The sequence below is a fragment of the Pseudomaricurvus sp. genome (genome assembly GCF_965662505.1).
Classification (GTDB): domain Bacteria; phylum Pseudomonadota; class Gammaproteobacteria; order Pseudomonadales; family Cellvibrionaceae; genus Pseudomaricurvus.
Map to the genome: position 1 here is coordinate 1 of NZ_CBFIHX010000046.1, position 26,260 is coordinate 26,260.

Genomic DNA, 26,260 nt, shown 5'->3' on the forward strand with positions numbered 1-26,260 from the left:
TGCTGCGATGCGGGATAAGCTGCTTAAAGACGACTATCCGGCTTTTACCCGCACCTTTGAGACCAGTAAGGGTAAGGTGACCAGGGTCTATGTAGGCCCCAAGATCAGCAGGGATAAGGCCTCTGGCTTGAAGAAAACACTGGATAAATCGCTCAAGATCAACTCGCTGGTGGTGAGTTTCTCTCCCTGACGGCACCGAAATTAATCTGTAATAGGTCTAGGTGATAAGGCCCTGCCTTTGTTAGAATGCCGTCCTTAAATGCACAACCCCGGCAGTTACCTATGAATTGGGCCGATTGGACAATCATTGCGATACTCGTTATTTCCAGCCTGATTGGCTTGAAGCGGGGATTGGTGAAGGAAGCCCTGTCTCTGGTTTGCTGGGCTGCAGCCTTTATCGTGGCAATGACCTTTCATAAATCACTGGCGACATTGCTGGTGGACTCTGTTTCTACCCCATCTCTCCGTCAAATCATCGCTTTTGCCGCTTTGTTTGTGGCGACATTGATAGTCGGTGCTCTGGTAAACTACCTGATTGGTGAGTTGGTAAAGATGACCGGATTGTCAGGAACGGATCGTTTATTAGGGATGGTGTTTGGTCTTGCCCGGGGCGCAGTGGTTGTGTTGGTCGTGTTGATGTTTTTGCCCTCTATGGTGCCTGTTAATCAGGATCCGTGGTGGCAGCAATCGGTGGTAATCCCCCATTTTTTGACGATGGAAGACTGGGCCCGACAGGCAGGAAGCTTGATTTCGACCAAGTTACTCTCTCTATTTCAATCTTAATCGGTAAACCTGTTTGTAAGGTGAGGAAACTCAAGTATGTGCGGCATTGTCGGTGTTGTTGGTAAAAGTGATGTCAACGTTCAGTTGTATGATGCCCTGACGATGCTTCAGCATCGCGGGCAGGATGCGGCGGGTATTTTGACATGCCACGAAGGCAGATTTACCCAACAGAAAGCCAATGGCCTGGTGCGGGATGTGTTTCGCACACGTCACATGCAGCGCTTGATTGGCCATTCAGGTATTGGGCATGCGCGCTACCCGACCGCCGGAAACTCTGGTCCCGCGTTGGCACAGCCTTTTTATGTGAATTCACCTTACGGTATTGCATTGGCACATAACGGCAACCTCACCAACGCGGCTGAAGTGAGTGAAGACCTTTACCGAACCGACCTTCGTCATGTAAATACTGACTCTGACTCAGAAGTTCTGTTGAACGTCTTTGCGCAAGAGCTGTTGAAAAGAAATAAGCTGCAACCTGTGGCAGAGGATATTTTTGCCGCGGTTGAGGGTATGCAAAAGCGTATTCGCGGTGGCTATGCCTGTGTGGCATTAATCGCAAATTATGGTTTGGTGGCTTTTCGTGATCCCCACGGTATTCGCCCATTGGTCTTCGGCAAGCGCGAAACCAAGAAAGGCACCGAATACATGGTGGCTTCCGAAAGTGTTGCACTGGATGTGCTGGGCTACACGCTGATTCGTGATGTTAAGCCCGGTGAAGCGGTCTTTATCACTGGCGAGGGCGAAGTACATACCCAGCAGTGCTGTGAAGAGGTGTCACTGAGTCCCTGTATCTTTGAACACGTCTATTTTGCCCGTCCGGACTCCATCATGGATGGCGTTTCCGTGTACAAGTCCCGTTTACGTCAGGGTGAGCGACTGGCCGAAAAGATTCTGCAAGAACGCCCAAATCACGATATCGATGTGGTGATTCCTATTCCTGACAGCAGCCGTGTTGCGGGCCAGGCTCTGGCCCATGTGCTGGGGGTTAAATTCCGTGAAGGTCTGGTAAAAAACCGTTACATCGGTCGAACTTTCATCATGCCAGGCCAGAAAGAACGCCGTAAATCAGTTCGTCAGAAGTTGAACCCGATCCGCTTGGAATTTGAAGGCAAAAACGTCATGCTGGTGGACGATTCCATCGTGCGTGGTACCACTTGTCAGCAGATTATCCAGATGGCAAGAGAGGCCGGTGCAGCGAAGGTGTATTTCGCATCCGCAGCGCCTGCGGTGAAGTACCCGAATGTCTATGGTATCGACATGCCCAGCGCGAAAGAGTTGATCGCTCACGGCCGCACAGATGAAGAAGTGTGTAAAGAAATTGGTGCAGATTGGTTGATTTATCAAAATCTGGATGATTTGATTGCTGCTTCGCAGGAAGGTAATGAAGACATTCGTGAATTTGACTGCTCGGTCTTTACCGGTGAATACGTCACGGGTGATGTGGATCAGGGCTATCTGGATCGCCTGGACGCCGCCCGTAATGACAAGTCAAAATCAAAAAGTGATAAAGGGTCAGGCCAGGAAAGTGGCGTGATCGGAATACACAACGATGAAGCCGAGGCCAGTTAGTGGTCCATCGTTAGTGTTAAGTATTGAGTGAATGCGGCAGCCGAGGGCTGCCGTTTTTGTTTGCTTTATTCAATCGTGCTCGACTAACCACCGATACCGGGCGATTGAATTAAACAGAAGAGAGCATGGTAATGACAGACTTTGATGATCCTTATCTCGATGCGGGTATCGATACGCTGGCTGTTCGCTACGGTCAAACACGCACACCGGAAGGTGAGCACAGCGAACCCATCTTTACCACATCCAGTTACGTGTTTGAGTCGGCGGCCGCGGCCGCGGCACGTTTCAGTGGCGAAGATCCGGGTAACGTGTACTCGCGGTATACGAACCCCACTGTACGTATGTTTCAGGACCGTATCGCGGCTCTGGAGGGTGGTGAAGCGGCGGTAGCAACGGCCTCAGGTATGGCGGCCATCCTCAGTACTTGTATGGCGCTACTGGAGGCCGGTGATCACGTCGTGTGTTCTCGCAGTGTGTTTGGCACTACGACAGCAATGTTTAACCGCTACTTCAAAAAGTTTGGCGTTGACGTGACGTTTGTGACCGCGACGGATCTGGACGAGTGGGAAGACTCTATTACGGCAAAAACCCGTCTGTTGTTCTTGGAAACTCCCTCGAACCCTCTGTGCGACGTAGTTGATATCAAGGCCTTGTCCGCCATTGCCAAACGCCATGACAGCTTGCTGGTGGTGGATAACTGTTTCTGCACGCCGGCATTACAGAAGCCGCTCGAACTGGGTGCGGATATTGTTGTGCACTCGGCGACCAAATATCTGGACGGGCAGGGGCGCTGTGTAGGTGGTGTCGTTGTGGGTCCCAAGGAATATATGGATGACCTGGTGATATTCCTGCGCACCTGTGGTCCCAGCATGAGCCCATTCAACGCCTGGGTGTTCCTCAAGGGACTGGAAACACTGCGCTTGCGCATGGATGCCCACTCGGCAAATGCCCTGGAGTTGGCTGAATGGCTGGATGCGCAGCCAGAGATCGACAAGGTTTACTACGCAGGTCTGAAGGACCATCCCGGACACGATCTGGCGGCTCAGCAACAGCGTGGCTTTGGTGGCGTTTTGTCGTTTCAGGTTAAAGGTGACAAAGCGGCAGCCTGGCGCTTTATCGATGCCACTAAGATTATGTCTGTGACAGCCAACCTGGGGGACGCCAAGACCACGATTGTACATCCGGATACCACCACCCATGGCCGTTTGTCGGATGAAGAGAAAGCCCAGGCGGGCATTGCTCAGAACCTGATCCGGGTTTCAGTGGGACTGGAAGATGTAAAGGATTTGAAAGCCGATTTACAGCGCGGCATTAACGCCTTATAGGCTGGATACCTTACAAAGACGATTTATGGATAAATTGATAAAAGCGCTGATCAGCGATATTGGACAGGTTCTGCTGGGTAAAGAAGAGCAGGTTAAGATGGCGTTAACCTGCCTGTTTGCCCGGGGGCACTTGTTGCTGGAAGATTTGCCGGGCATGGGCAAAACGACACTGGCACACGCACTGGCCAATGTCCTGGGACTCGAGTACAACCGAGTGCAGTTCACCAGTGATCTGTTGCCCTCGGATATACTGGGCGTGTCGGTGTTTGATCGCAACGCCAATAACTTTACCTTCCATCCGGGGCCGGTTTTCACACAAATTCTGCTGGCCGATGAAATCAATCGGACCACGCCGAAGACTCAAAGTGCCTTGCTGGAAGCGATGGCCGAATATCAGGTAACCGTCGAGGGGGAAACCCGTCCGCTGCCGGAACCCTTCTTTGTGATCGCGACTCAGAATCCCTCCAGTCAGTCTGGTACCTTCCCGTTGCCGGAATCTCAGCTGGATCGTTTTTTGATGCGGATTGAGTTGGGTTACCCGAATCCTGACGCTGAAATGGCGATTTATAAGGGGATTGATCCAGCCGGCCGAATGGCCAGCCTGAAGCCCCGACTGAGTCTGTCACAGCTCACCGCCATTCAGGCAAAAGTGGATGAAGTTCAGGCCAGTGATGCCTTGTTAGCTTACCTACAACGCTTAGTCAGCTTTACTCGTACGTCACCGGACTTTGCCTATGGATTGTCAACACGCGGAGCTCTGGCGCTTCTACGTTGTGCAAAAACCTGGGCGATGATTCATGGTCGCGGTCATGTACTGCCGGAAGATATTCAACAGGTGATGCCTGCCGTGGCCGCGCACCGCCTGCGAGATGCCGCAGATTATGGCGACCAAAGCGGTTATGCTTTGGTCGACAAGGTTCTGGGTAATGTGGATGTTCTGGGCTAGCATTCACTGCCTGGCCCCTGTCTTTAAGCCCAGGGGGTGGGCAATTTACCTGAAAAGTGCAGTGAGTTAAGCTGCGGAATCACCACCTTATCCTGTTGTTGAACCGAGCGAACGGTACACAGGCCGCGTTTGATAAATTCTTGTGCCGCGGTATCGGTCAAAAGTGTTTCGGCGCAGGGTTTCAGGTAGGTTTCATTAGCATCCTGATAATGGTGCAACGCCAGATCCTCAATGCTTCTGGCTTGAAGAGTTTCGATGTCCGAGCCGCCCTCCAAAAAGTGCTGACATAACAGCAAGGTCACCAGATAGCCGCTGTTACCCCAGAGGTAGTAGCGATGGCTGTTGTCTTCTCCCAGCTCTTCGAAGTCAAAACAATCGGTGGTGGAGGTGCTTTTACCGTAGGGTAAACGCAACATAAATCGAGGGCTGGCAGCCACGACGTGCTGGCTTCCTGAATAGTCCTGAACAGCTTCCCAGCCGCTGATAAAATCATCAGCCAGGGAGTATTGCCACTCACGAGGATCGGCGGGCCCTGCCAAGCTTGGGAAACCAGCCAGAGCGCTGCTGGCGCCAGAGATAAAACTGCTGCCTGTCGACTCGGCAATGGTGCCCATGTCGACAATCAACCCTAAATCTTCTTCTGATTCACCTAGATAGAAATCCCCCAGTACCAGGTTGTAGGGTGATTCGCCTTCAGCGGATTGCGAAGACACCAGGCGGTGGAATATCTGTGCCTGTTCCAGATCGTCATCGGCCTGTTGCAGATCTGCCAGCAGCTCTTCTTTGGTGATGTCGATCAGATGAATTTGAATACTGCTATCCAGATCCAGACGTTTGATCAGCATCTGTACGCTGCGCCAAGAGGCTTCCAACTCCTGAAATGCGCTGTGGTGCATGATGCTACGCATGGTTTGGCTGGTGGCCTGAGTGACTGCGTCGAGAAGGTCGGCCTGGCGAGGATCCTCCGGTTGCTGAAGGTAGGGCGCCACAATGCTGTTAATCAGGCGATTGACTTCTGAGTCGGCCATTCGCTGTGTTTCAGAGGCGTTGTGCGAAATATTACTGAGGATCGACTCAAGAATGGATTCACTGGACTGAGCTTTCACGGCAGAGGCATCGGCGCTGACCGACTGCTGATCCTGCTGTAGCCAGTGTTGAATTTCGTTAGCGGCCTGCTCAAATTGCTCCGGGTTCAAAAGTTTCTTGTTGAGCTCAATAAACTTTTGAAACATGGGCACACGACTGTACAGGTAGTCCGGGTGCAGATCGTCAAACTCCATAAATGAAATGGGGGCGTCACAAATTGGCAATTGCAGGCGAATGTTGAAACGTGAGAAAGCCAGTTCAAAGTTATCTTTATTTACGACATAACTTGGGCGGTTGAGGATGTCTTCCGGCGTGAATTCGCCCCGGCTTTTGCGGCCACTAAAATCCCCAAGAATGGCAACTTTCAGGCGTCGGCCGTTGTCAGTAAAAACGGGTTTGGGGGATGACTCTTCAGATGATGCATGAAAAACCGTACTGCCGGTGTTGATACTGGTTCTGGACATGGGGTTACCTTGAATTAGTCAGCCGGTATCAAAGGATACCGGCCTTGGATTTTATTGAACGAAGAAAGGCTGCGGCTGACAGATCAGGCGTCGGCTTCTTCGGTTTCTGAAGCTTCGGCAGTGACAGAGTCAGCCACGCTGTGTGTGGTGGTCAGCTCGTAGGTGAAATCACCTTCTTCATCGACGCCCACGTAGATATGAGTGATGATTTCGTCGTTAGCCAATTTTTCAAGACACTCACCGGCCAGCGAAGGCAACAGAGTACGATTCAGAATGGTTTCGATGTTACGGGCTCCGGTATCGGACTCCTGACAGCGGGCTACGATGTGCAGTAAGACGTCTTCATCGTATGAGAAATCAGCAGCGTAGTGACTGCGAACGCGTTTCTCGATCTTGCTCATGTTGATGGCGGCAATCTTCATCAGATCTTCGTCATCCAGTGGGTAGTAAGAAATGACATTGGTTCTGCCGAGAAACGCCGGTTTGAAGTGTTGCAGCAGGTAAGGGCGGATATTGTCCAGCAGTACGTCCGGTTCGGGTTTTTCCTCTACTTGTTCCATGATCGCGCGGATGGCATCTTCGCCAGCATTAGAGGTCATGATGATGACGGTGTTCTTGAAGTCAATGTCGCGACCCTCGCCGTCTTTAATCGTGCCCTTGTCGAACAGATTGTAGAAAATATCCTGAACACCGGGGTGGGCCTTCTCCATTTCGTCTAACAAGATCACGGAGTAGGGCTTGCGGCGAGCGGCTTCGGTTAACACCCCGCCTTCACCATAACCTACGTAGCCCGGAGGAGAACCTAACAGCATGGATACTTTGTGCTCTTCCTTGAATTCGGACATGTTAATCGTGGTGATGTTTTGCTCACCGCCAAAGAGCTGATCGGCCAGAGCCAGAGCGGTTTCGGTTTTACCGACGCCGCTGGTTCCACAGAACAGAAATACGCCTACGGGTTTGCGTGGATCCGTCAGACCGGCACGCGAAGTCCGGATTGCCTGGGCAACAGCCTCCAGTGCGTGTGGCTGGCCGATAACCCGGTTGCCGAGATTACTGGCGATATTTTGTACCGCAGTGATTTCATTGCTGACCATTTTCCCGACGGGGATACCAGTCCAATTAGCGATCACTTCTGCAATCGCTTGTTCATCCACGTAGGGCTGCATCAGTGGAGTTTCGCCCTGAATCAGGTTGAGCTGTTCGGTCAGGGTCTTGAGTGACTGCTTGAGAGCTTCAGGGGATTGCTGTTCATCGGCCTGTTCAGCAGCTGTATCATCGTTACCGCTGTTCTGCATAAATTGCTGATCGATTTTCTCCCGCACTTCACGGATCTGAGTGATCAGATCGCTCTCCTGCTGAAATTGCTCTTTCAGAACTGCCAGAGTGTCTTGTGCGCTGACCAGCTCCTGTTCAAGCGCTTCAAGGCGTTCCTGATGGCCGTCAGTGGCGGCATGCTCACGTTGAAGTGAGTTTTTAGTGGTCTCGGCTCTCTGGATTCGACGCTCGCAATCTTCAATAGCGCCTGGCGTTGAGGATTGGCTGAGTGATACGCGAGCACAGGCAGTGTCTAACAGACTGACTGATTTATCGGGCAGTTGGCGACCGGGAATATATCGATGAGACAGACACACGGAGGCAATGATGGCCTCATCCAGAATGCGTACTTTATGGTGTTCCTGCAGAGAAACAGAAATGCCACGCATCATGTCGATGGCTTTCTCTTCATCCGGCTCTTCGACCTTGACGACCTGGAAGCGACGAGTGAGGGCAGGATCGCGCTCAAAGTATTTTTTGTATTCTGCCCATGTAGTGGCTGCGATAGTTCTCAGCTCACCTCGTGCCAGGGCTGGCTTCAACAGGTTCGCTGCATCCCCTTGACCCTCTTTTCCTCCGGCACCAATCATGGTGTGGGCTTCGTCAATAAATAATATGATCGGCGTGATGGATGCCCGAACTTCTTCAATGACGGACTTTAAGCGGTTCTCAAACTCGCCTTTGACACTGGCGCCCGCCTGCAATAACCCCAGATCTAACGTGCGAACGGCGACGCCTTTTAACGGATCAGGCACATCTCCTTGAGCGATACGCAGAGCAAAGCCTTCTACCACCGCAGTTTTACCGACACCGGCTTCGCCGGTCAGGATGGGGTTGTTCTGCCGGCGACGGGTTAGGATATCAATACACTGACGGATTTCTTCGTCACGGCCCAATACTGGGTCAATTTCGCCTTTTTTGGCCCGGTCAGTCAGGTTGATGGTGTATTTGTCCAGCGCAGGCGATTTTGAAGCCTTCACCGGTGAAGCAGAAGCGTCTTCCGCTGAGACTGCGTGTGCCTGTGAGCTCTCCTGAGTGCTGCCGACAACGGAGCGTGCGGTTTCACGCAGAGATTCAGGGGCTATGTCCCCCAGGACTTTGCAAGAGCTGAGCAGAGCGTGACGGGATTGCTCATTGAGCATCAATGCGGCCAACAGGTGACCGGAAGAAATGACCTGATGGCCATAATCAACTGACGCAATCAGCCAGGCATTTTTGGCGGCATCGACAATGGTCGGCGACAGGGCGGCAGGACGACTGCTTCCGCTTTTGAATTTGGCAATGGAACTCGCTAATTGTTTCGCAAGTTCGGCAGCATTGATTTCGTGTTTTTCGAGAAGACTGAGAAAATCGGTGTTGCCGGAATCCAGAATCTTCAGCAGCCAGTGCTCTAACTCAACATTGTAATGAGTATGGGAGAGGCAGATGCCGGCAGCACCTTCCAGAGAATCGCGCATCACTGGGGTCATTTTGTCGACCAGTGATTTAAGGTTTACATGGATCATAGTCAGTTCCTTTGATGTGTCTATTTTTCAATTTCGCGTGTGTTAAATATCATCAGCTGTGGGTCTTAGGCTTTGCTAGCTGGCTAGCGGCAAGCTGTCCTCCGGTGCATGAACATCCTGTGAAAGCCTGATCAGAGTGGTCTGCTCGTCATCGGTCTGATGGGACATGTGACTGTTCCATCCCAGCAAAGGCTGGTATTCCGGGTCGCTGGACAATTGCACGGGGGGCACCTCGCGATCACTCAGTGTGACTTCAATGTCGAAGTCCAAATCGCTGCCCACGCTGAAGTGCACGAAAGATTTTAGGGCTTCTAGCTTCTTCGAACCCGGTGCGATATCCATAAATTGCTGGTAGGGAAGAGGCGCAATCTCGACAGTAAATTTGTTTTGAATCTGATAACAGCTGGAGCCCAGGACGGCGTTTGTTCCCAGAATGTTATTCAGGCCGCGAGGGGCTTCAGGTCCAGGAAGGCGGGTTTGCACATCGGCCGGTAATTCCTGCCATTGCCCCTGAAACTGTTTGATATTAACGTCGATGCCGAAGTATTGTTTGATCATTCCCTGCAGGCCATCTGCGGTGCAGACCGGACGGGAGAGCTGGCCAGCAAACCCGGCTACCGCTTCATCGGGTACGGGTAGGCGATAAGACAGTTCTTTCGAACCGAGACCCGCGAGAGAAAGCAAGGCGTCGGTGAATAGATCATTGCGCTGGTTACCTTGCTGGCGTGACCGCTCAAAATTCACCGGTAACTGATATTTATGCCATGCCTGGTAGTACATGGAAACCGATCGGTGGTTGAACAGATCCAGATAATCTTTAAGCGCAGAGTTTTTCTGACGGAGCTCTTGCAAGACTATTTCGGACAGGTAATAGGGCATGACGCCCTGACTGCCGGTCAAGCCCATAAAATTGACGATCATTTCCCATTGTTTTTTAGCTCGATGGCTATCGCCTTCATCGTCGGTGTCTTTTTCCCGAATGGCATCAATGTCAGCTGCTTGAAAAGACAGTTGAGGACGATTTTTGAAACGCACAACTTCACGACTCGGTGTGGCATTTTGCGCGACCGGGTCTGTAGCAAAGTGAAACTCCCGCGGATCAAGAGCGGATAGCCTCTCCAGCAGACGAACAGCCTGGAAAAAATCGAATCTGTAGGGTTCTGAAGCCAGTTGATCAACTACAGCAAGGCTTTGTCGCCGGCGCGTGGTGGCCATCGCTTAAGCTCTCCGTCTTTGCCTGATAAGGTTGTTACCAAACGGGTAAATGAATTGATTGAGCAATAGAGCCCGAAAAAGCGTTCCAGTACACTGGCGAACAGCAATGGGCTGGTGCCGGAAAGCATGATGGAATCGAGTTCCAGATGGACTTCGGTACCTCGACACATAGCCACTGTGTCTTCAATCTGAATCGGCGCGGTGATGGGCTTAGTCTGCAGTTTCTGAATCGACTCGATCATGTTTCGCGTAGCGGAAGAGTCTCTGAAGTCATACAGGCGCAGGATTTCCTTAAGTGCATCACAGGAACTTTGGCCATTGCTGAGTGACAGGTGATTTAAGTTCAGGTGAGAGATCAGCCGCCAGTAGCCCCTTTCTCTTTGAGGAGGTCTTAAGGTTGCTGTCGGTGCGACTATCGAGGAAATTCGTTCAGCGGGTGCATCCCCATCCACGATGTGAAACAGCGGTTGGCCATTCGTATTAGGCAGCTTTTTGGGCAAGTTTCTGTTGGTACAGGTTAACTTCAGATCCAGTGTTTTGTTGCTGGCCTTGTGCGGATTAAAGTTTAAATCCACTAATGATAAGTCGATTTCAGAGGCGTATTCATTGCGATGCTCGCCTTCAATGACCGATTTTCGGCGGCCAAACCAAAACGCACTCTGATCATCTGCGTTCTGGCCGTGCTGGATACCATAAAAGGGACGATAAGGTGTGTAGCTGCCTTCCTGGTCTGTTGCACCGACAGAATCGACACTGTAAATCTCGATGGCATCAGAGCGTCTGGCGTCGGGAATGATAGTGTATTCGTACTGTGTCTGCGTCAGTGGAATGGGGTCGGCACTTTGCTGGAACAGGTTAATACAGGGGGTGCACCCGAGAGAGAATATCTTCGCTGATATTTGATGCTCTAACTCGGTATTGCTGTCCTGTAAATAAAAATACAGATTCAGTGTGTCTTTGTAACTGTCTGTGATTGCTGAATCCAGCTCTTTAATGTCAAGGAACTGAAACTTTTCAGGGAAAGCAAAGTACTCCGTCAATAATCGATAACCACTGAATGAGTGGTCGGGATAAGGAAGAAGTCCGTCTTCATCTTCAAAGCCAACTTGCTGGATAATATCGCTTTCCAGAAAAACCGGGTGAGGATCAGATTCGCTATTAGCAACCACAACTCGTAGGGTTTTTGTCAGCAGCAGATCGTACAGCGGGTGAGCGTGTTGAGGAGCACCTGACAAAAAGAACCTCAATTGCTTCAAATCAATATCCGCGAAGCTGATTTCAGGGCTCAGAGTTTTCAGCGACAGCTTTAAAACGGCTCCCGCTCCGGCAATATCATTGGAGCCCGGCGCGATGAATGGACGAGGCAGCAGGGAGGCTGAATCTACATATACCGGCGCTATTTCAACTGGATAGCAGGTTTGAAAACGACAGGTCTGTCCTTGAAAAGCTTCGGTTTCCATTTGCGTGTGACGCTCAACTTCTACAATGCCGTCGAGATCCTCTTCCGGTGAAAATTGAACAATATTCATTGAAGGAATAGGTCGCAAGTAGTGAGGATACAGCGTTTCCAGAAGAGCATCGGTCATTTCCGGAAAGTCGTCGGCCAGCTTCTGTTGAGTTCTGGCATTCAGATAAGCAACCCCGGAGAGCAGGCGGGCAACCAGTGGGTCGTCGACAGTGTTGTCGCTGAGCTGGAGGTTGGCTGCTGCAGAGGGGTGCTGTTTGGCGAATTCACCAGCGGATTGGTGTATAAACGCGAGCTCTTTCTCGTAGTGGGCTAATAGCTTGTCACTCATCAATAACACTCATTCACAATATTTCAGAGACGTCGACAGACTGACTCACGGGATTCAGGGTGGAGTCGAATACAATCAGTTCAGGGGCCGGATTGGTGTGTAATATGGCTTCTACCCTGAAATGTACGCTGGGATCTTGATTGTTAATTTTTTTGTCACTTTTGACTTTGACGGATTTAATTCGGGGGTCATGAGCGAGAATGGTTTTTTCGATCAGACGACAAAACTCATTCCGGCTACTGCTGGAGTTCATGTTGATCGTGGATAGATCAGGTATACCAAAATTCAGAATGGAACCCTGCATATAATCGCTATCATCCGGAGGAGATACACAGCGGTAGCGAGAATTAAAAAGGTGTTCGAGATCCCGGCGTACGCTTTCACGCAACTGACGTAAAACCTGATGGGGTTGATTAAGACTAACGCTGGAATCCAGTAACCGATCGAGAACTGGGGCGAGAAGTCGTTTCTGTTGGCTGTTAGTGGACATATCAGCTGTTCAATCCTGCTTCACCTGTTGTGTTCAGAGCTGTGGTTAACTTAAGCTCTGATACCAGGTGGTCTACGGTGTAATGACACTTAAGATGAATAACGCTCTGATAGCTGCCAGGTTTTTCTGGGTCTTCTGTGACGATTACTCTAGCTTGACGCATGGGGTAGCGAGCCATCATTTCCCAAGACAGGTCTTCACGTCCGGTGGTGTATTGATCGAGCCAATGTTGCAGCAGACGTTCACAGTCTTTGGCGCTGGCATAGGAGCCAACCTTGTCCCTGGCCATGACTTTGATGTATTGAGCAATACGTGATGCACACAAAATATGTTGCAGCATGGCACTGATCCGCGAGTTCGCGTTTGCGGATTCACTTTGGTAAACCTTGGGGTTTTGCAGTGAGCGACAGCTATTAAACGCAGCATAAGGCGTATCGTAGCAATGGCTTAAAGGGATAAACCCATGTTCAGCCAGATCCCGCTCCAGATAATCGGTGATTAATACCGAAGTGAACATCTTCTGACTGCTGAGGCTACTGTCGGTTTTGTACTTCATAGATGGGAACTGTGTGACCAGACCGCCACCGTTAAAGTCTCGGGGCGCACCGCGAATATGAGAAAACCAGCCCACTTCAGAGAATTCGCGTATCAATACTGCCCCCATAGCAAAGCAGGCGTTGCCCCACAGGTACTTTCCGCTATCTCGGGCTTCCACCTCTTCTTTAAATCGAAGTCCCCGATACGCAGAAAAAGAGAGATTATAGGGTTCTCGTAGCAATATTCGGGGTAGGGTGATGGAGACAAAGCGGCTGTCTTCCATGTCTCTCAAGGCCCGCCAACGTATGTATTCCTTCTGGCTGAAAATATTGTCCAGATCGATGGGCAAGCCTAAAGTGTCAAAATCATCAATGCCAAACAGCTGTGGTGCTGCACCACAAACAAAAGGGGAAAAAGAAGCAGCGGCAACCTGACAGAGTCCCTTAAGTGTATTGATGTCGTCGTAGGGATGGCCTTCAAAAGGACGGTGTGCCACTTCGTAATCACCGAGCAATACGCTATAGGGTTGCCCTCCAGGTACACCAAACTCTTGATTGTATATAAGATGAAAGAGGCCGCTCTGATCAAAGTCGGCGGCCCGCTCAAAGTCTCGAGTTACCTCTTTCCAGCTGACATCGAGAAATTTTATTTTAATATTTGCATCGGTTGTGGCTGATTCAATGAGATACCACAGACCTCTCCAGCTGCTCTCGAGGCTTTGCAGCTTCGGTGCGTGGAGGATGTGATTAAGCTGTTCATTTAACAGCTCGTCTAACAGACCAATCTGAACATTCAGCCAGCTATTGAGACTGTATTTTCGACTGGCAGACGTATCGGATAGATGAGTAAGCCAGATTTCAAAGGCAATGATGTCATCATCTTCGAACAAAAAGGCATCAAGAGCCGTATTCAACGTGGGTGATGACTGGGAGGTCTGCTCATCTTGAGAGCCTAACTTTTTCTGCGAGGCTTTACTGGCAGTTGTGAGCGATTCCTGAGTTGTATTCAGTATCTGATCCAATGTTGATGTTTGATCTGACACGTTAAATCCCTTTGATCGGCTCAAGAATGTGAATGAGTAGAATGTAATGGAAAGTGTGCTTGGGTGAGACGGAAAGCACAGGCCCGATCAATCATTGCATGGCGATGTTTGATCGCGGCCTGTAGATGTCATCCGTTGACAATAAGACGCTGTTTAAATTATCCCGCGCTTGGAATGTTAGCGACCATACGTAACGAAGTGGTCAACTCTTCCATTTGCAGCCAAGGCTTCAGATAGGCGACAGCGCTGTAAGATCCAGGTTGGCCAGGGATTTCTTTAACTTCAACACGAGCTTCTGCCAGAGGGTACTTGGCTTTCATTTCAGCACTGGCTTCTGGATTGGAGTTGGTGTATTGCTTAATCCACTGGTTTAACCAGCGCTCACAATCACTGGCTTCCATAAAGGAACCGACTTTATCGCGCGCCATGACCTTCAGGTAGTGTGCAATACGTGAAGTCGCCATCAAATAAGGCAAGCGTGCAGAAATAGAGGCGTTGGCTGTTGCATCAGGATCGTCATAGATGCTGGGTTTCTGAGCGGTTTGTGCACCAAAGAATACGGAGTAGTCGGTATTTTTGTAGTGACACAGAGGTAGGAAGCCTAGATTGCTGAGTTCAGCTTCGCGACGGTCAGTAATGCCGATTTCAGTTGGGCATTTCTGGTCAGTGTCGCCATCATCGCTCTTGAACAGGTGGCTTGGCAGTCCTTCAACTTTACCGCCGCCTTCCGCACCGCGAATGGCCGTACACCAAGAGTTTTCAGCAAAGGCCTTGGTCAAGGTTGTGCCCATCACATAAGCGGCATTCATCCAGCAGTAATCATCGTGCTCGGCTGGCTTGGACATGCCGGACGAATCCAGTTCAAATTCTTCAAAATCGAAAGATTCGACAGGCTTGGTGCTCTCACCGTAAGGCAGACGAGACAGTACGCGAGGCATGGCCAGAGTAACGAAACGAGAGTCATCGCTTTCGCGGAAACTACGCCATTTGATGTATTCACCGGATTCGAAAATACCTGCCAGGTCGCGGGGTTTCGACATTTCGGTAAAATCTTCAAAACCAAACATGCCTGAACCAGCCGCCGATATGAACGGACAGAAGCCTGCTGCTGCAACGTTGGACATTTTGCTCAGAAGCTCAATATCTTCCGGATGACTGGTAAATTCGAAGTCACCAATCATACAGCCATAAGGTTCACCACCGGCTATACCAAACTCTTCTTCGTAGATCTTTTTAAAGGTTTGGCTTTGATCAAACTCTACGGCTTTGTCCAGATCCCGGAAAAGTTCGCGCTTACTGAGGTTCAGCATGCGAATTTTCAGAGTCTGACTGGTTTCACTGTTCATCACCAAGTGGTGCAGTCCACGCCATGAGCCTTCCAGTTTCTGCACCTTTTCATCATGCATGATGGCAGACAGTTGCTTGGACATGGCTTCATCAATGGCTCTTACGGCACTGTTGATGGTTTGGGTGAGGTTGCGATCCCAAGTAACCGTGCCCTGCAAAACCTGTTCGGTCAGGTTGCCAAGAAGATCTTCGGTTTCAGTGCGATCAGTTTGTTTGGTGAAACTGATGGCTTGTTCCAGAAGACTGACGGATTGTTCTTCTGTGCCGGCTTCTGCTACGGCGTTCTCTACGGCTTCGGTCACTTGTCTTCCTCCTCTTTTTCGCCCACGCCCAACTCTTTAGACAGATCAGCGATATTGTCGGTATTTTTCAGGATGTCTTCCAAGACGTTTTCCAGGTCTTCAGAGCGGTCAGCTTTGCTCAGAAGGTCGCGCAGCTTGCTGCGAGCTTCCAAAAGCTTTTTCAGCGCAGGGACCTGATCAACAACGGCTTCAGGAGAAAAGTCGTCCATGTTTTTGTAATCCAGATCAACGGCCATTCTGCTGCCATCACCGGCGAGGGTGTTCTCTACCTGGAGATTCAACTTGGGGTTAACCTTACCCATGGCTTCGTTAAAGTTGTCACGATCGATCTGGACAAATTTGCGCTCTTTCAAAGCCTTGCGGTTTTCAGCGTTGTCACCTGAGTAATCACCCATAACACCGACTACAAAAGGCAATTCCTTCTTAACTTGTGCGCCGTTTGTTTCAACATCATAAGTAATGTGGACGCGCGGCTTACGCACGCGCTTTAACTTGTTATGGATACTTTCAGACATGATGGTCTCCTTTCCTGAATAAATACAACGTGCTGCAGTTGTGGTTAGGTTTTCACTTTCTCAATAAAACTTGTTGTAAAAGTCTTTCGTACTGTTTCTGTCACTCAGAATGGCGAGATCGCTCTAAGTATTTATGATTGAATCACCAGCCAGCGTTACCAACCTATGGATTGAGCAGGTTCTTCTGCCGCAGCAGGTTCTGTGGCTGGAGCTGAAGTCGTGGGCGTGGCAGTTTCTGAAGGTGCAGATGCTTTGGGAGCAGGGGGGACATACTTCTGACTGTCGCTGCCATCGAGTTTGACCCCCGTTAACTGACTGAAGAATCCGCGGCTACTGTCTTCGGGCAGTAATTCCATCATCAGTTCGGCAACCGTCATGCGACCCCAGCTGATCAAGCGTTCTATGCCTGGAGCTAATGGTGTATGAGGTTCATTTTTGCGGAAATAGTCAGCAATCTCTTCTAGCCGCTTAAGTGCATCTTCTCGGTTGCCAATCGGACCAGAGGCCTGGTGACTGTGGATGGCCTGGGTAGTTACTGCCGTACTCGCAGAACCTTCTGAATCAGTGACTTCTTCTGAAGTTTCCTGTGCTTCGGTTTCGGACCGTACTTGATCCAGCTTGTCTTTGCTCAGGAAACGTACATTGCGGAGGACTTCATCTAGCAGGGCAGAGATGTTGCTGCTAGGCGGTGTGTCCTGCCCGCATTCATTACGCAGCAGTTCGTTAAACGCCTTATAATCCTGAAGTGTTTCTTCCAGGGTCTCGACCAGATCGACATAGAACTGAGGGGATGCTTCCTGAATAGTGGCCTCAACATCCTGAAAGCTGAATCCCAGAGCTTCATTTCGAGCAGATCGTTCGGCATCGTCAGTCAGTTTGGTGTTATCACGCGCTTTTTGGTATTGCCACAAGTTAAAGCTGCCGTAATCCCCTTCGTTGGTGATGCCCATGTTCCGAATAGGGGCCATCAAGGTTCCATCACCGCCGTCGCCATTCAAACCTGTGAGTGGGGCCACTTTGGTTTCAATACCGTCCTCGTCTGGCTCAGGATACAAGCCCTGCCAGTGATCAATAATCAGGCCGTGAATCAGCTTTATGCCGTCGCGAAGGCCTGCAACACCGTGCAAACGAATTAATCCTTCTGTATACCAGCAGGCAACTTCCAGATCTTTGCTTTTGGATGTGAGAATTTGAGGGGCAACTTCAGTGACTGTGCGCCAAGGTTTGAGCAGGTCAACATCGTCATCAAACATGGATGAGCGCTCAGCGGCCCGCGCATTATTTCGGGCATCTTTGATGGTGTAATAATCTGAAGTGGGCGAGCGGTCAGCACGAATGTCTTCGCCCGCAGGATTCTCCTCCGAGATGGGTTGAAGGAGATTTTCTATATCGATGATGTTATCGAATGACATGGTGCAGAATCCTTTGCCGTAATTCCTTTAATAAATAAGGTCAAACATATATCCAAAGCACTTCTTATCCAAAGTACTTCTTACCCAAAGCAATTCTCTATGTCTGGGTAATGCTGATGATTAAATAAAATTAATCATGCCTGAGTTGCCATTCGGATGTTGTCAGTTTGCACATCCGTACAAGTTTCATGGCTTACTTTAAACCTTATTGAACGCCGTATTCTATCGGTAAATATGTATTAAGGCATTCATTATTTCGTGATTTTTATCACAATAAAATAGTAACTTGGTATTAGTTTTTACAATCCTTATTAAGACTTAAATATCTAATGATTTAGACTTAGATCGTTTTTCCTTTTGTAAAGAAATTAGTCATAAAGTGGATGTTTTTTTGAGCGTAATGTCTAATGATATTTCGTATCTTTTAGCCAGTTGTATGATTTTTCCAGTGTCCATCAAGGAAAGCCGAAAACTGTTGAGACGTTGGGAGCCCTTTTGTATGCAGTGCTGTAGGTTGCATGTTATGAGAGCCTCTGCTCCACCAGAGCGACTGACTTTCGTTTTGTGGCGATAGGGTGTGGTGTAACAGTTTTGCGTAAGTTGATTCAATCGCTAATGTGTCGGTGTTTGCAGCCTCTCCATTTTCCAGCCCGATTACTGCAGAGCTGTGTCCCGGAGAGCAATCTTTAGCGGGTACCACTTGGTGTAAAGTCTGGATTAAGTCGTCCGCAGTAAGATGGCTTTGTAATGCGGATAATGCGACTTGCTCTACAGATTCATACCATGAGTCGTTGGTTGCGATGAATTCGAACGGGTTGGTTCTCCCGGGTACTGGTTGAGCAATAGTTAAAGGGTAATAGCGACCAACACTGTCTACGCTAGGCATCAAAATACCAGACCAGGCAAGGCTATCGACAGCTCCTACCGACAGGCAAAACCTCCAGATAGGACTGGTTAGATAAATATCCAACCAGCTTTCTCCAAGTTGCTCACGGCTGGAGGCTATGCAGCGTTGCAACCAATCATCCCACTGAAGTGAAAAACTGCGCTGTAAATTACGCTCAATAAAATCGCCGTGCGCTGGTATTTTTCCAAAGAGGCCGAGACTGTTCTGATCCATGCCGTTATTTACACCCTTGTCTCTGCATAAAAGCTAATGTCTGAAGTGTTCAAGGTTGCCCTACAGTGTTTGAGGACAACGGTAATTACGCAGTAAACCGTGGTCGAAGGGGTTTATCGTACTATTGGCAATCAGCTTGAACTGGGCTTCTCGGCCTTCTTCTTTAAAAGTGACCTGATAGATATTGTCTCGACCGGTACTCTTTACGTCAGATTCGTCCAGCAAACGAAACCACGCCCAATCACCCTCAAAGTGTTTTCGGTGAATGGTTTCATTCAGATCTTCAAATATGACACGTGCTCGAATGTCTTCTCCGCCAGTCCATCCCATGTGGCTGACAGTCCGTGGACCGTGAGAGTAGGGAACCCGATTATCACCCAGTTCAAGAGCAAAGAGGCGAACACCGGAATCCAGTTTGGTTGGTTCAATCCGGAACTTGACGGCTGCTCGTTCGCCGTTGCTGAAGAACGCTTTGCGGATATTCTCAGCGCGTCTTAGCTGAGTGAGTGTTGATGAACTCAGGGTCAGTCCCTGGCCATCAATTTTGCGGATTCTCCAGCGGCGGGTGTCTACAAATGGGCGGATGTAGTTACTGACAAAGCGCTGCTCGATGCCTTCAGGTTGAAAGTAATTGTTGAATTCAAGGATGGGTGTTTCGTCGCGCCCACCCGCACTCATAGGATAGCGGTTGTAGAGGCTGTTCTGATAAGCCCCGTAGACCTGCTCGCGCCATACAGCATTGAGGTGCAGTCGGGCTTTGGCTAATACCAGTCCCCAGCTGCTGTCGGCAATGTCGTTTAGCCAGTCGTTAATCGGTGCCGGAGCGCTGTTGGCTTTGGTGCGTAGCTGTTTGATCGCATCACCGCCGGCGCCCTGAAAACGACCTTTGGCAGCCTTGAAAGCCGCTTCGTTGGAGTCGGGTGCGCTGGCAATTTCGGCGAGATACACTTGCATCTCCTGAATGGCAGACAGGTATTCCTGCATTTTGGCAGGTCTATTGTTTTCACTGCGAACCAGACGTTGCAGTTCTTCAAAGCGCATATCCACGAGTGTGGGCTTATAGCTGTCTGCAAGGCCGTCGGCAGCGGCGTCACCCAGCGCTGAGCCAATACGACGAGTTGTGCTGCTGACGGGTATCCTTACGCCACTGGTGTCCACATTGTAGTCAATGCGCGGTGTTAACTCAGTGTTTTCTGCGGTGACTTCTACTACGGCGAGCAGCGGTGAATAGATCGGATCTGACAGTGTGTTGAGCGTCTCCAGTGCTTCAGGAGTGCTGTTGAACTTATTCACCCGTAATCCATTAATAAAACTTTTCCAGCGATTAGCATAATCAGACAGATACAGTTTTTCGACTTCGCGGCCTACCTTTTCACGATCGGCTTCGCTGAAGTCTTCACCATCGTTGACTTGACCGTAAATCCATTGATCCTCGGAGAAGTCCGTCAGGAGAGGTGAATTGCTGCCGAACTGAGCCTGACGATAGCCGGCTTTTGTGTACAGTGCTGGCATGACAAAACGAGGGTCATTATCTGCTACACCGAAAGTTGCTTGAGTATCACCGCCAATTTGTCCGTACAGATCAACCTGCTGTTTTGACTGATTTTTCAGCTGAGCGTAAAGGCGTTGCTGTACGGGTATCCGGCGCAGCTGCTGTCGGGCGCGATCCACGACTCGCTGGTTGGCTGAAATACCTTCTGGCAATTCTTGTTGTAACAGAGCGTGCAGATGGGTACTGAGCTCTTCCTGTTGAGAGGCCTGGCCAGGAAGTTGTTGAGCCCACATCTGTTGAGCAAAGGCTTCAATTTCCTGGGGATCACGCTTTTCCGGAGTGAACAACATCAGGTAAATCTTGAGCGTTTCGAGCAGGCCTTCGTCCTGCACACTCATCCGGTTCAGCTTTGCTTCCAGACTGCGTGAAAAATTAGGTAAAAACACATGAATCAGTTTGTCGTTGTACAGTTCTTTGGCTGCGGTATCGACGCTGCTGTCGTAAAGACCCATACCAGAGAGCCAGGGATGGTCCTCCTGATCGTAAACCAGGCTGCTCTCACGTAAAGGATTCATAACATCCAGGGTTTTTCGGATGTCGTTGTTTTGCCGGCTGAGATTCTTTTCCGCTTCGACATAGCTGGCGAGATTGTCATTGACTTCGCCCATAAAGAGCTTGTTGCGGGTAACGCTTCCGGTCCAGACCACCAGGCAGCCGATAAATGCGAGGGAGAGGGCGGCAATCGTGCCACGTCTCAGCCAAATCATTCCGTTTTCAATTTTCCGGTTGACGCCAACCAGTTCGGACTCGGGAAAGATGACGTCTTGCAGCAGTCGGCTTAGGAAAAAGCTTTTGCCGGAATTGGCTTGTTGGCGTCCCATATCCCGCTCAAGACCAAAATTGGCACTGACGGAAGCCATCATCCGGTCGATTGGGCAACCTTCCTGAGTGGCACTGGTAAAGTAAATGCCCCGAAGCATTGGGACGGTGTCATATCGATTGGCAGAGAACGTCTGTTTGATGAAATCTTCGATGATGTCGTTCAGACTTTCGAACCGTGCCGGGAACCCTTGTAGTGCGGAGCGTTTGTCGAGATTTCTTTCCTGATTGATACGCCACAACAAGCGTACGTTCAGGCGTTCCGTGAGAGCATCCAGTTCGGCCGAAAGGGTTTCCAGTGGCGCACCCTGAGGAGACGTAGGGTCGGTGTTGAAGGTCACCCCCCATACCTGCTCGCGTTCTGCCTGAGACAGGTTGGCAAAATATTCACTAAAGCCGGCAACCAAATCGCACTTTGTGAAGGTCACGTAGATAGGGAATCGAATGCCGAGTTGCTGTTGCAGCTCATTGATACGTTGGCGCAGTGTTTTAGCCAGGTGTACTCGTTGTTCAGCGGTTTGAACCATCAGGTCCTGTAGGCTGATCGCCAGCAGTGCGCCATTAATCGGGCGACGGGTGCGATACTTTTTCAACATTTCGACAAATTTGTTCCAGGCGGTATTGTCGATAACGCGGTGACTGTCTTGTGTGGTATAGCGACCGGCTGTATCAATCATGACGGCATCGTTGGTAAACCACCAGTCACAATTGCGAGTTCCGCCTATCCCGCCAAGAGCTTCTTTGCCGTGGCTTTGAGCAAGTGGGAATTCCAGCCCTGAATTCACCAGAGCGGTAGTTTTGCCCGCTCCAGGAGGGCCAATAATGATATACCACGGAAGTTGGTAGAGGGATTTGCTGCCGTTACGAGACTTAAAGCGAGATTTCTTTAATACCGACAGGGCTTCCTTGAAGCGTTCCTGAATGGCCTCCTGCTCTTCTTTTGAGCGCTCGTCATCGGGCGAACCTGTGTCTTCTTCAGACTGGATGTTGTCCAGTAACTGTCGGTTATTGCGGCGTTCAACGAGAAGCAGGCAAATATTCCAGGTAAACCAGATGCTGACGATGGTGAAAATAATCCCTAAACGAACACCTGGAGACAGAGTGCTGTTGTTTTCGCCAAATTTAACGTACCCGGCACCAAACCAGATCAGCAGTGAAAGGGCGGTCAGGCCGATAATGCCGATGACCCATTTGTTGCAAAAGAAAGCGACGACTCGGTTCATGTATAACTCCGTTTGCCTCAACTAAGCGAGGCGAAATCCTGTTGAACGATGCGTGATTTATGGACTATCAACGCTCGGACAATGTACTTGTTCTCTGGGTGCGGTCTGTTGAGGCGCCGGAGGCATCCACAGTCAGCTGGCTGCGCAAATTTTCTGCTGTGGGCAGGGTGGCGTCATAGAGCCAATAGCGATAGCCGGAATAACTGAATACCAGAATGGCCAGCATGCAGCTGGCGATGACCCACATCGGGATATAATCCATCATGCTGGCTTTCGGCTTACCACAACCCTCCCAGTGGGGAGCCAAGTCTTTTTCCATCAGCCCGCGGTGGTTTTCAATGGTTTGATAGAGGCCGTCACGGATCTGATCGAGTTGCTCATGGCCCCGCTGAACCAGCCGATATTTGCCTTCAAAGCCGAGGCTTAAACAGAGGTAATAGAGCTCCAGAATATCCAGATGTTTACCCGGGTTTTCCTGAATGCGTTGCAGAATAACGAAACATTTTTCGCCGCCAAAGGTCTCTTGATGAAACAGGCTAAGCAGGGAGTGTTGACTCCAGCCGCCGCTGGCTCCCCAGGGGGTATTAAGAACGATTTCATCGACAACGGTACACAGCAGGTATCGAGCGCTGATCACTGTTTCCGGTGAGGCGCCGGCACTTTGGGCTTTCAGGTCAAACGATTTAATCTCTTCGGTTAATCGCTTGTGCAGTTCAACCACGTTGTCATGGCTCATGGTTGTGCGCAGTTTGATGGCAACTGTAAGCAATGTGGCGGCTGCATTTACCAAGGGGTTCAGACCGCGTCTAAGCTGAATGGGGTCTGGGTTGGCAAAGTGAGCCTGCATCGCGGGTGTAGGTGCGACGGGTGCTTGTGGTGCCGCCATGGCTCCGGGCGTAGGAATCATAACTGTACGATCACCGGCGTTCGGGGCCGGAGGAGGGGTAAACCCGCCGGAGTTGTTTCCGTTGTTCATGGCATCAATTCCTTATGGCCCATAGTTCCATGTTTAAACCGGGGAAATCGCCGCCCAGATGAACGGCAAAACCGCCGGATTGCTTCAGTGCGTTCCAGAGATCGCCAGTCTGATCGAGTTCGAAATAAGTGAAGCCTGCGTGATACGGAATCTGACGTGGTGCCACAGGCAGAGGACGCAGTTTTAAACCCGGCATTTGTGTCGAGATCAGTTCCCGGATGGCTTCCACTGGGGCGATTTTTGCCTGGCTTGGGAAGCGACTGCGCAGCAGTTCCGTCTGTAGACTGGCTTTTGCTGCAATCACAAAGGTAGAGGTGCTGATCAGCGAATGATCTGAAATCGGCGCTACGTGTATGCCGAACTTCCGTTCTACCAGCGGCAGAGAAATAGCGGACTGTTCCAGTACCATACTGAGAGACTGGCGCAGTGATGCAAATAAGCCTGCAAACGTGTGCTGCAGGTTGTCGTGCTGATAAGACGGCGTCTCGGTAGGGCGCTTGTCTTTGGTGGTGAATGTCGATAATTCACCCGCCAGTTGTAACAGTTCTACGTATAGGTTGGCTGGGTGCAGGCAAGGTGATTGAGATAAGTAAGTTACCAGCGGTTCCGCGCGGTTCACTACTTGCAGCAGCATATAGTCAGCAATTTCAGCAGAACCGGCTCGGCCGCTGTCTGTTAGGCGGTGGCTGAGCGCCTCACCACGTTGCTTGAGAAGACCTTTGATCTCTTCAAAGTAAGCTTTGATTTCCGGAGACACGTGGCAGCTCATCACGGGCGGAATGAAGTGACGATCCAGTTTTACAGGCTTGTCAGCGTGGCGTTCTTCGATTCGGGCGAGGGGAATGGCCGCATAACCACTGAGATCTTCTGAGCCAAGCTTTAAGCAGACGCGTAGCTTGCCAATCTGGATGCGAGCGGGTTCGCCGGATTGAGAAGTACTGTTTCGGGCATCAAAGTTGTACGTTTTGTAGCGTGCCTGCGGGTAGTCTTCCTGGTCGCGAACCGATTCCTGTGCGCCGGGACGACGCAGAGGAATGCACAAATAGACCAATTCATTCTGAGTGTTGTCCGGTACGTCGAGAACTTCAGGCAGCTCTTCGGATTCCGGTGCAATAAATGGGGTGCCGTCGGGGAATACGCCTTTAATGTGCGCAACAGAAATCTTCCCCAGTGCTAAAGGCTCGTTATCGATGGAAATTTCGGAAAACCCCCACAGGAAAGGGCCTAGCGACTGAGTGCGTCCTTCTACATAACGTTCGATATAGCGGTCTTGTTGCTGAAAATGTTGAGGGCGCAGAAACATCCCCTCAGACCAAATCACTTTATTATTTGCAGACATGCGCGTTGAGTATCCTTAATCAAGCGGCGGTGCGTTGTTACGCAGCGGTATATTCGTGGCTGACAGTGTTCAGCTCGTGATCAATAATGTAAAAGTCTCGGTAGCAGGGTAACAGCATGGATTAATTGGATGTTGCTCGTTCCCAGAATTCCTTTTCGTCTTGTACTTTCTTTACCGCTTCCTGGGTGTCGCGGTAAGAGGGGTAGTCGTTACGTTGGCCAGAACGAGGCTGTGAATTGTATTGATCTCTTTGGGATAGACGGCTGTTGCGAACGCTTTCGGGGTTATCCAAATCAATTAAGCTCAGATAGCGCGCATTGATGTTGATGCTGTTTTTACTGTGTTCTTTAATGGGAACCACAATCACAGAGTTGGCCTTTTCGTACTGCATGTATTCGGCTAAAAAGCCCAGGTAGCGGACGTCTGGTGTCAGTGGAATACTTTCAACTCGTTGCTCGCCGGGGACCAGTTCTTTCAGGACAACAGTATCTATCAGGTCATTGCCCAGTCTGGCTGGTGCGTTTTCGTACAAGTTCAGAAAGTCTTCACGCTGAAACTGACGGGCATCTGCCAATTTGAAAACACGAATGACAATAGGGGACGAGCGGTCATCCATGTCAGGATTGACATTGCTGTCGACGCTGAGGTTGATGGCAGCTGTGGTATCAAAATTAAGCCCGCGGCGGGTTGCTTGACAGCCAGCTAGAGAAATAATGATAAAACCTATGATAAAGAGCTTGGTGATTCCATTAGTGCTCATGGTCGACGTATCCTTAAGTCTGTTGATCGTTCAGTTTTTGTGATCTGTAAATTAATTGATCTTTGAGTCGGGGTTAGTAGTGCCGTAATTAAACTTAGCCTCTGGAGCGAGTCAGACTTCTTGCAGTTTTCAGTTCTGACAATTGCTTTTCGTAGCTAGTAGCAAAACTCTCCCCGAACAGCATGTCATAACTGGCCTCGCCATCACGGAGAAGCATGGCGTAATGCTCTTCAAAGGCTTCCCAGTTTTTGGCTTTCTTATTAGTCAACAAGCTGCTTTGGTTGTTGAAGCGTTTGTCCAGAGTGTTGGGGTTAAAGTGTTTCAACATAGCGTCGTAAGCGGCACGCATACCTGACAGTACCGCAACCTGATGATCGGAAAGGTCGTCAAAACTGTCTTTAATTGCATCCTGAGGCCGCATAAATGCCTGATTCTCGGCACTGAACATCGCTTTAATGGCATCTGGGGCTGATGCGGAGAATTTCAGAGGGTTGTTGTCTGTTGTCTGAATCATTGTTCGTTGAACGCGAAGTTCATTCTTGATGCTAGAGCGTGCTCGTAGCAGATCGATCAAACGATTAACGGTTTCGTTAATGATGGCCGATGCTTCTGGAACCAGCTGTGCCAGATGCTGTGCCTGTAAGCCGGAAATACCCAGTGCTCCAGCAAGATCAGCAGCGCTCTGATTGGCATTTATACCTGTGTTAATGGCTTGTTGAGGCTGTGTAGGATTCTCGGGCGGCTGTGGTGCGGCCTGAGGCGATGCAACCTGCTGTGGAGTTATAGCTGTCTGTGCTTGATGAAGATCAGCGGGCTGCTGAAT

General features: G+C 50.1%; 20 protein-coding genes. 5 read left to right on the top strand and 15 right to left on the bottom strand.

Going from position 1 to position 26,260, the window contains the following annotated elements; genetic code table 11:
• From ACTG33_RS08210 to ACTG33_RS08230, 5 genes are all read left to right on the top strand, one after another.
• Positions 1 to 190: SPOR domain-containing protein (locus ACTG33_RS08210; RefSeq protein WP_439134721.1), on the top strand; the 190-nt coding region annotated here is incomplete at its 5' end.
• A gap of 92 nt (positions 191 to 282) precedes the next feature.
• Entirely contained in the window at positions 283 to 783 is a 501-nt protein-coding gene (locus tag ACTG33_RS08215) for a CvpA family protein (protein WP_439134722.1), read from the top strand.
• Positions 784 to 819: 36 nt separating this feature from the next.
• Positions 820 to 2,352, top strand: coding sequence for an amidophosphoribosyltransferase (purF, locus tag ACTG33_RS08220; protein WP_439134723.1), 1,533 nt, complete (start codon positions 820 to 822; stop codon positions 2,350 to 2,352).
• A gap of 131 nt (positions 2,353 to 2,483) precedes the next feature.
• Complete coding sequence (locus ACTG33_RS08225) at positions 2,484 to 3,677, top strand: O-succinylhomoserine sulfhydrylase (protein ID WP_439134724.1); 1,194 nt, start codon at positions 2,484 to 2,486, stop codon at positions 3,675 to 3,677.
• A gap of 25 nt (positions 3,678 to 3,702) precedes the next feature.
• Positions 3,703 to 4,623, top strand: a complete 921-nt coding sequence (locus ACTG33_RS08230; RefSeq protein WP_439134725.1) for an AAA family ATPase — start codon at positions 3,703 to 3,705, stop codon at positions 4,621 to 4,623.
• Positions 4,624 to 4,646: 23 nt separating this feature from the next.
• Here the strand turns inward: ACTG33_RS08230 and ACTG33_RS08235 are convergent, their stop codons facing one another.
• The 15 genes from ACTG33_RS08235 to tagH all read right to left on the bottom strand — a co-directional run.
• Positions 4,647 to 6,173, bottom strand: a complete 1,527-nt coding sequence (locus tag ACTG33_RS08235; protein ID WP_439134726.1) for a type VI secretion system contractile sheath domain-containing protein — start codon at positions 6,171 to 6,173, stop codon at positions 4,647 to 4,649.
• 83 nt (positions 6,174 to 6,256) lie between these two features.
• The gene (gene tssH, locus ACTG33_RS08240; protein ID WP_439134727.1) at positions 6,257 to 8,992 is read right to left on the bottom strand and encodes a type VI secretion system ATPase TssH; all 2,736 of its coding nucleotides are present in this window, start codon (positions 8,990 to 8,992) and stop codon (positions 6,257 to 6,259) included.
• 75 nt (positions 8,993 to 9,067) lie between these two features.
• On the bottom strand, positions 9,068 to 10,207 hold the full coding sequence (gene tssG, locus ACTG33_RS08245; protein WP_439134728.1) for a type VI secretion system baseplate subunit TssG: 1,140 nt from the start codon (positions 10,205 to 10,207) through the stop codon (positions 9,068 to 9,070).
• A complete protein-coding gene (gene tssF / locus ACTG33_RS08250) occupies positions 10,171 to 12,003 on the bottom strand; it encodes a type VI secretion system baseplate subunit TssF (protein ID WP_439134729.1) in 1,833 nt (610 codons plus the stop codon). The genes tssG and tssF overlap by 37 nt, the downstream gene beginning before the upstream one ends.
• 13 nt (positions 12,004 to 12,016) lie before the next feature.
• Positions 12,017 to 12,493, bottom strand: coding sequence for a type VI secretion system baseplate subunit TssE (gene tssE / locus ACTG33_RS08255; RefSeq protein WP_439134730.1), 477 nt, complete (start codon positions 12,491 to 12,493; stop codon positions 12,017 to 12,019).
• Position 12,494: 1 nt separating this feature from the next.
• Positions 12,495 to 14,072: a type VI secretion system contractile sheath large subunit gene (gene tssC / locus ACTG33_RS08260; protein WP_439134731.1), complete on the bottom strand. Its 1,578-nt coding sequence runs from the start codon at positions 14,070 to 14,072 to the stop codon at positions 12,495 to 12,497.
• Between the two features lie 158 nt (positions 14,073 to 14,230).
• Positions 14,231 to 15,721 carry a type VI secretion system contractile sheath large subunit gene (tssC, locus tag ACTG33_RS08265; RefSeq protein WP_439134732.1) on the bottom strand — a complete coding sequence of 497 codons (1,491 nt, stop codon included), beginning with the start codon at positions 15,719 to 15,721 and terminating at the stop codon, positions 14,231 to 14,233.
• Positions 15,718 to 16,236, bottom strand: a complete 519-nt coding sequence (tssB, locus tag ACTG33_RS08270) for a type VI secretion system contractile sheath small subunit (RefSeq protein ID WP_439134733.1) — start codon at positions 16,234 to 16,236, stop codon at positions 15,718 to 15,720. The genes tssC (ACTG33_RS08265) and tssB overlap by 4 nt, the downstream gene beginning before the upstream one ends.
• A 155-nt stretch (positions 16,237 to 16,391) precedes the next feature.
• On the bottom strand, positions 16,392 to 17,648 hold the full coding sequence (gene tssA, locus ACTG33_RS08275) for a type VI secretion system protein TssA (protein ID WP_439134734.1): 1,257 nt from the start codon (positions 17,646 to 17,648) through the stop codon (positions 16,392 to 16,394).
• Positions 17,649 to 18,072: 424 nt separating this feature from the next.
• On the bottom strand, positions 18,073 to 18,768 hold the full coding sequence (tagF, locus tag ACTG33_RS08280) for a type VI secretion system-associated protein TagF (RefSeq protein ID WP_439134735.1): 696 nt from the start codon (positions 18,766 to 18,768) through the stop codon (positions 18,073 to 18,075).
• A gap of 60 nt (positions 18,769 to 18,828) precedes the next feature.
• Positions 18,829 to 22,362 carry a type VI secretion system membrane subunit TssM gene (gene tssM / locus ACTG33_RS08285; protein ID WP_439134736.1) on the bottom strand — a complete coding sequence of 1,178 codons (3,534 nt, stop codon included), beginning with the start codon at positions 22,360 to 22,362 and terminating at the stop codon, positions 18,829 to 18,831.
• A 67-nt stretch (positions 22,363 to 22,429) separates the two neighbouring features.
• Positions 22,430 to 23,338 carry a type IVB secretion system protein IcmH/DotU gene (icmH, locus tag ACTG33_RS08290; protein WP_439134737.1) on the bottom strand — a complete coding sequence of 303 codons (909 nt, stop codon included), beginning with the start codon at positions 23,336 to 23,338 and terminating at the stop codon, positions 22,430 to 22,432.
• A gap of 4 nt (positions 23,339 to 23,342) precedes the next feature.
• A complete protein-coding gene (gene tssK, locus ACTG33_RS08295; RefSeq protein ID WP_439134738.1) occupies positions 23,343 to 24,677 on the bottom strand; it encodes a type VI secretion system baseplate subunit TssK in 1,335 nt (444 codons plus the stop codon).
• 121 nt (positions 24,678 to 24,798) lie between these two features.
• Positions 24,799 to 25,437, bottom strand: coding sequence for a type VI secretion system lipoprotein TssJ (tssJ, locus tag ACTG33_RS08300; RefSeq protein WP_439134739.1), 639 nt, complete (start codon positions 25,435 to 25,437; stop codon positions 24,799 to 24,801).
• A gap of 94 nt (positions 25,438 to 25,531) precedes the next feature.
• On the bottom strand, positions 25,532 to 26,260 hold a 729-nt coding region (gene tagH / locus ACTG33_RS08305), incomplete at its 5' end, for a type VI secretion system-associated FHA domain protein TagH (protein ID WP_439134740.1).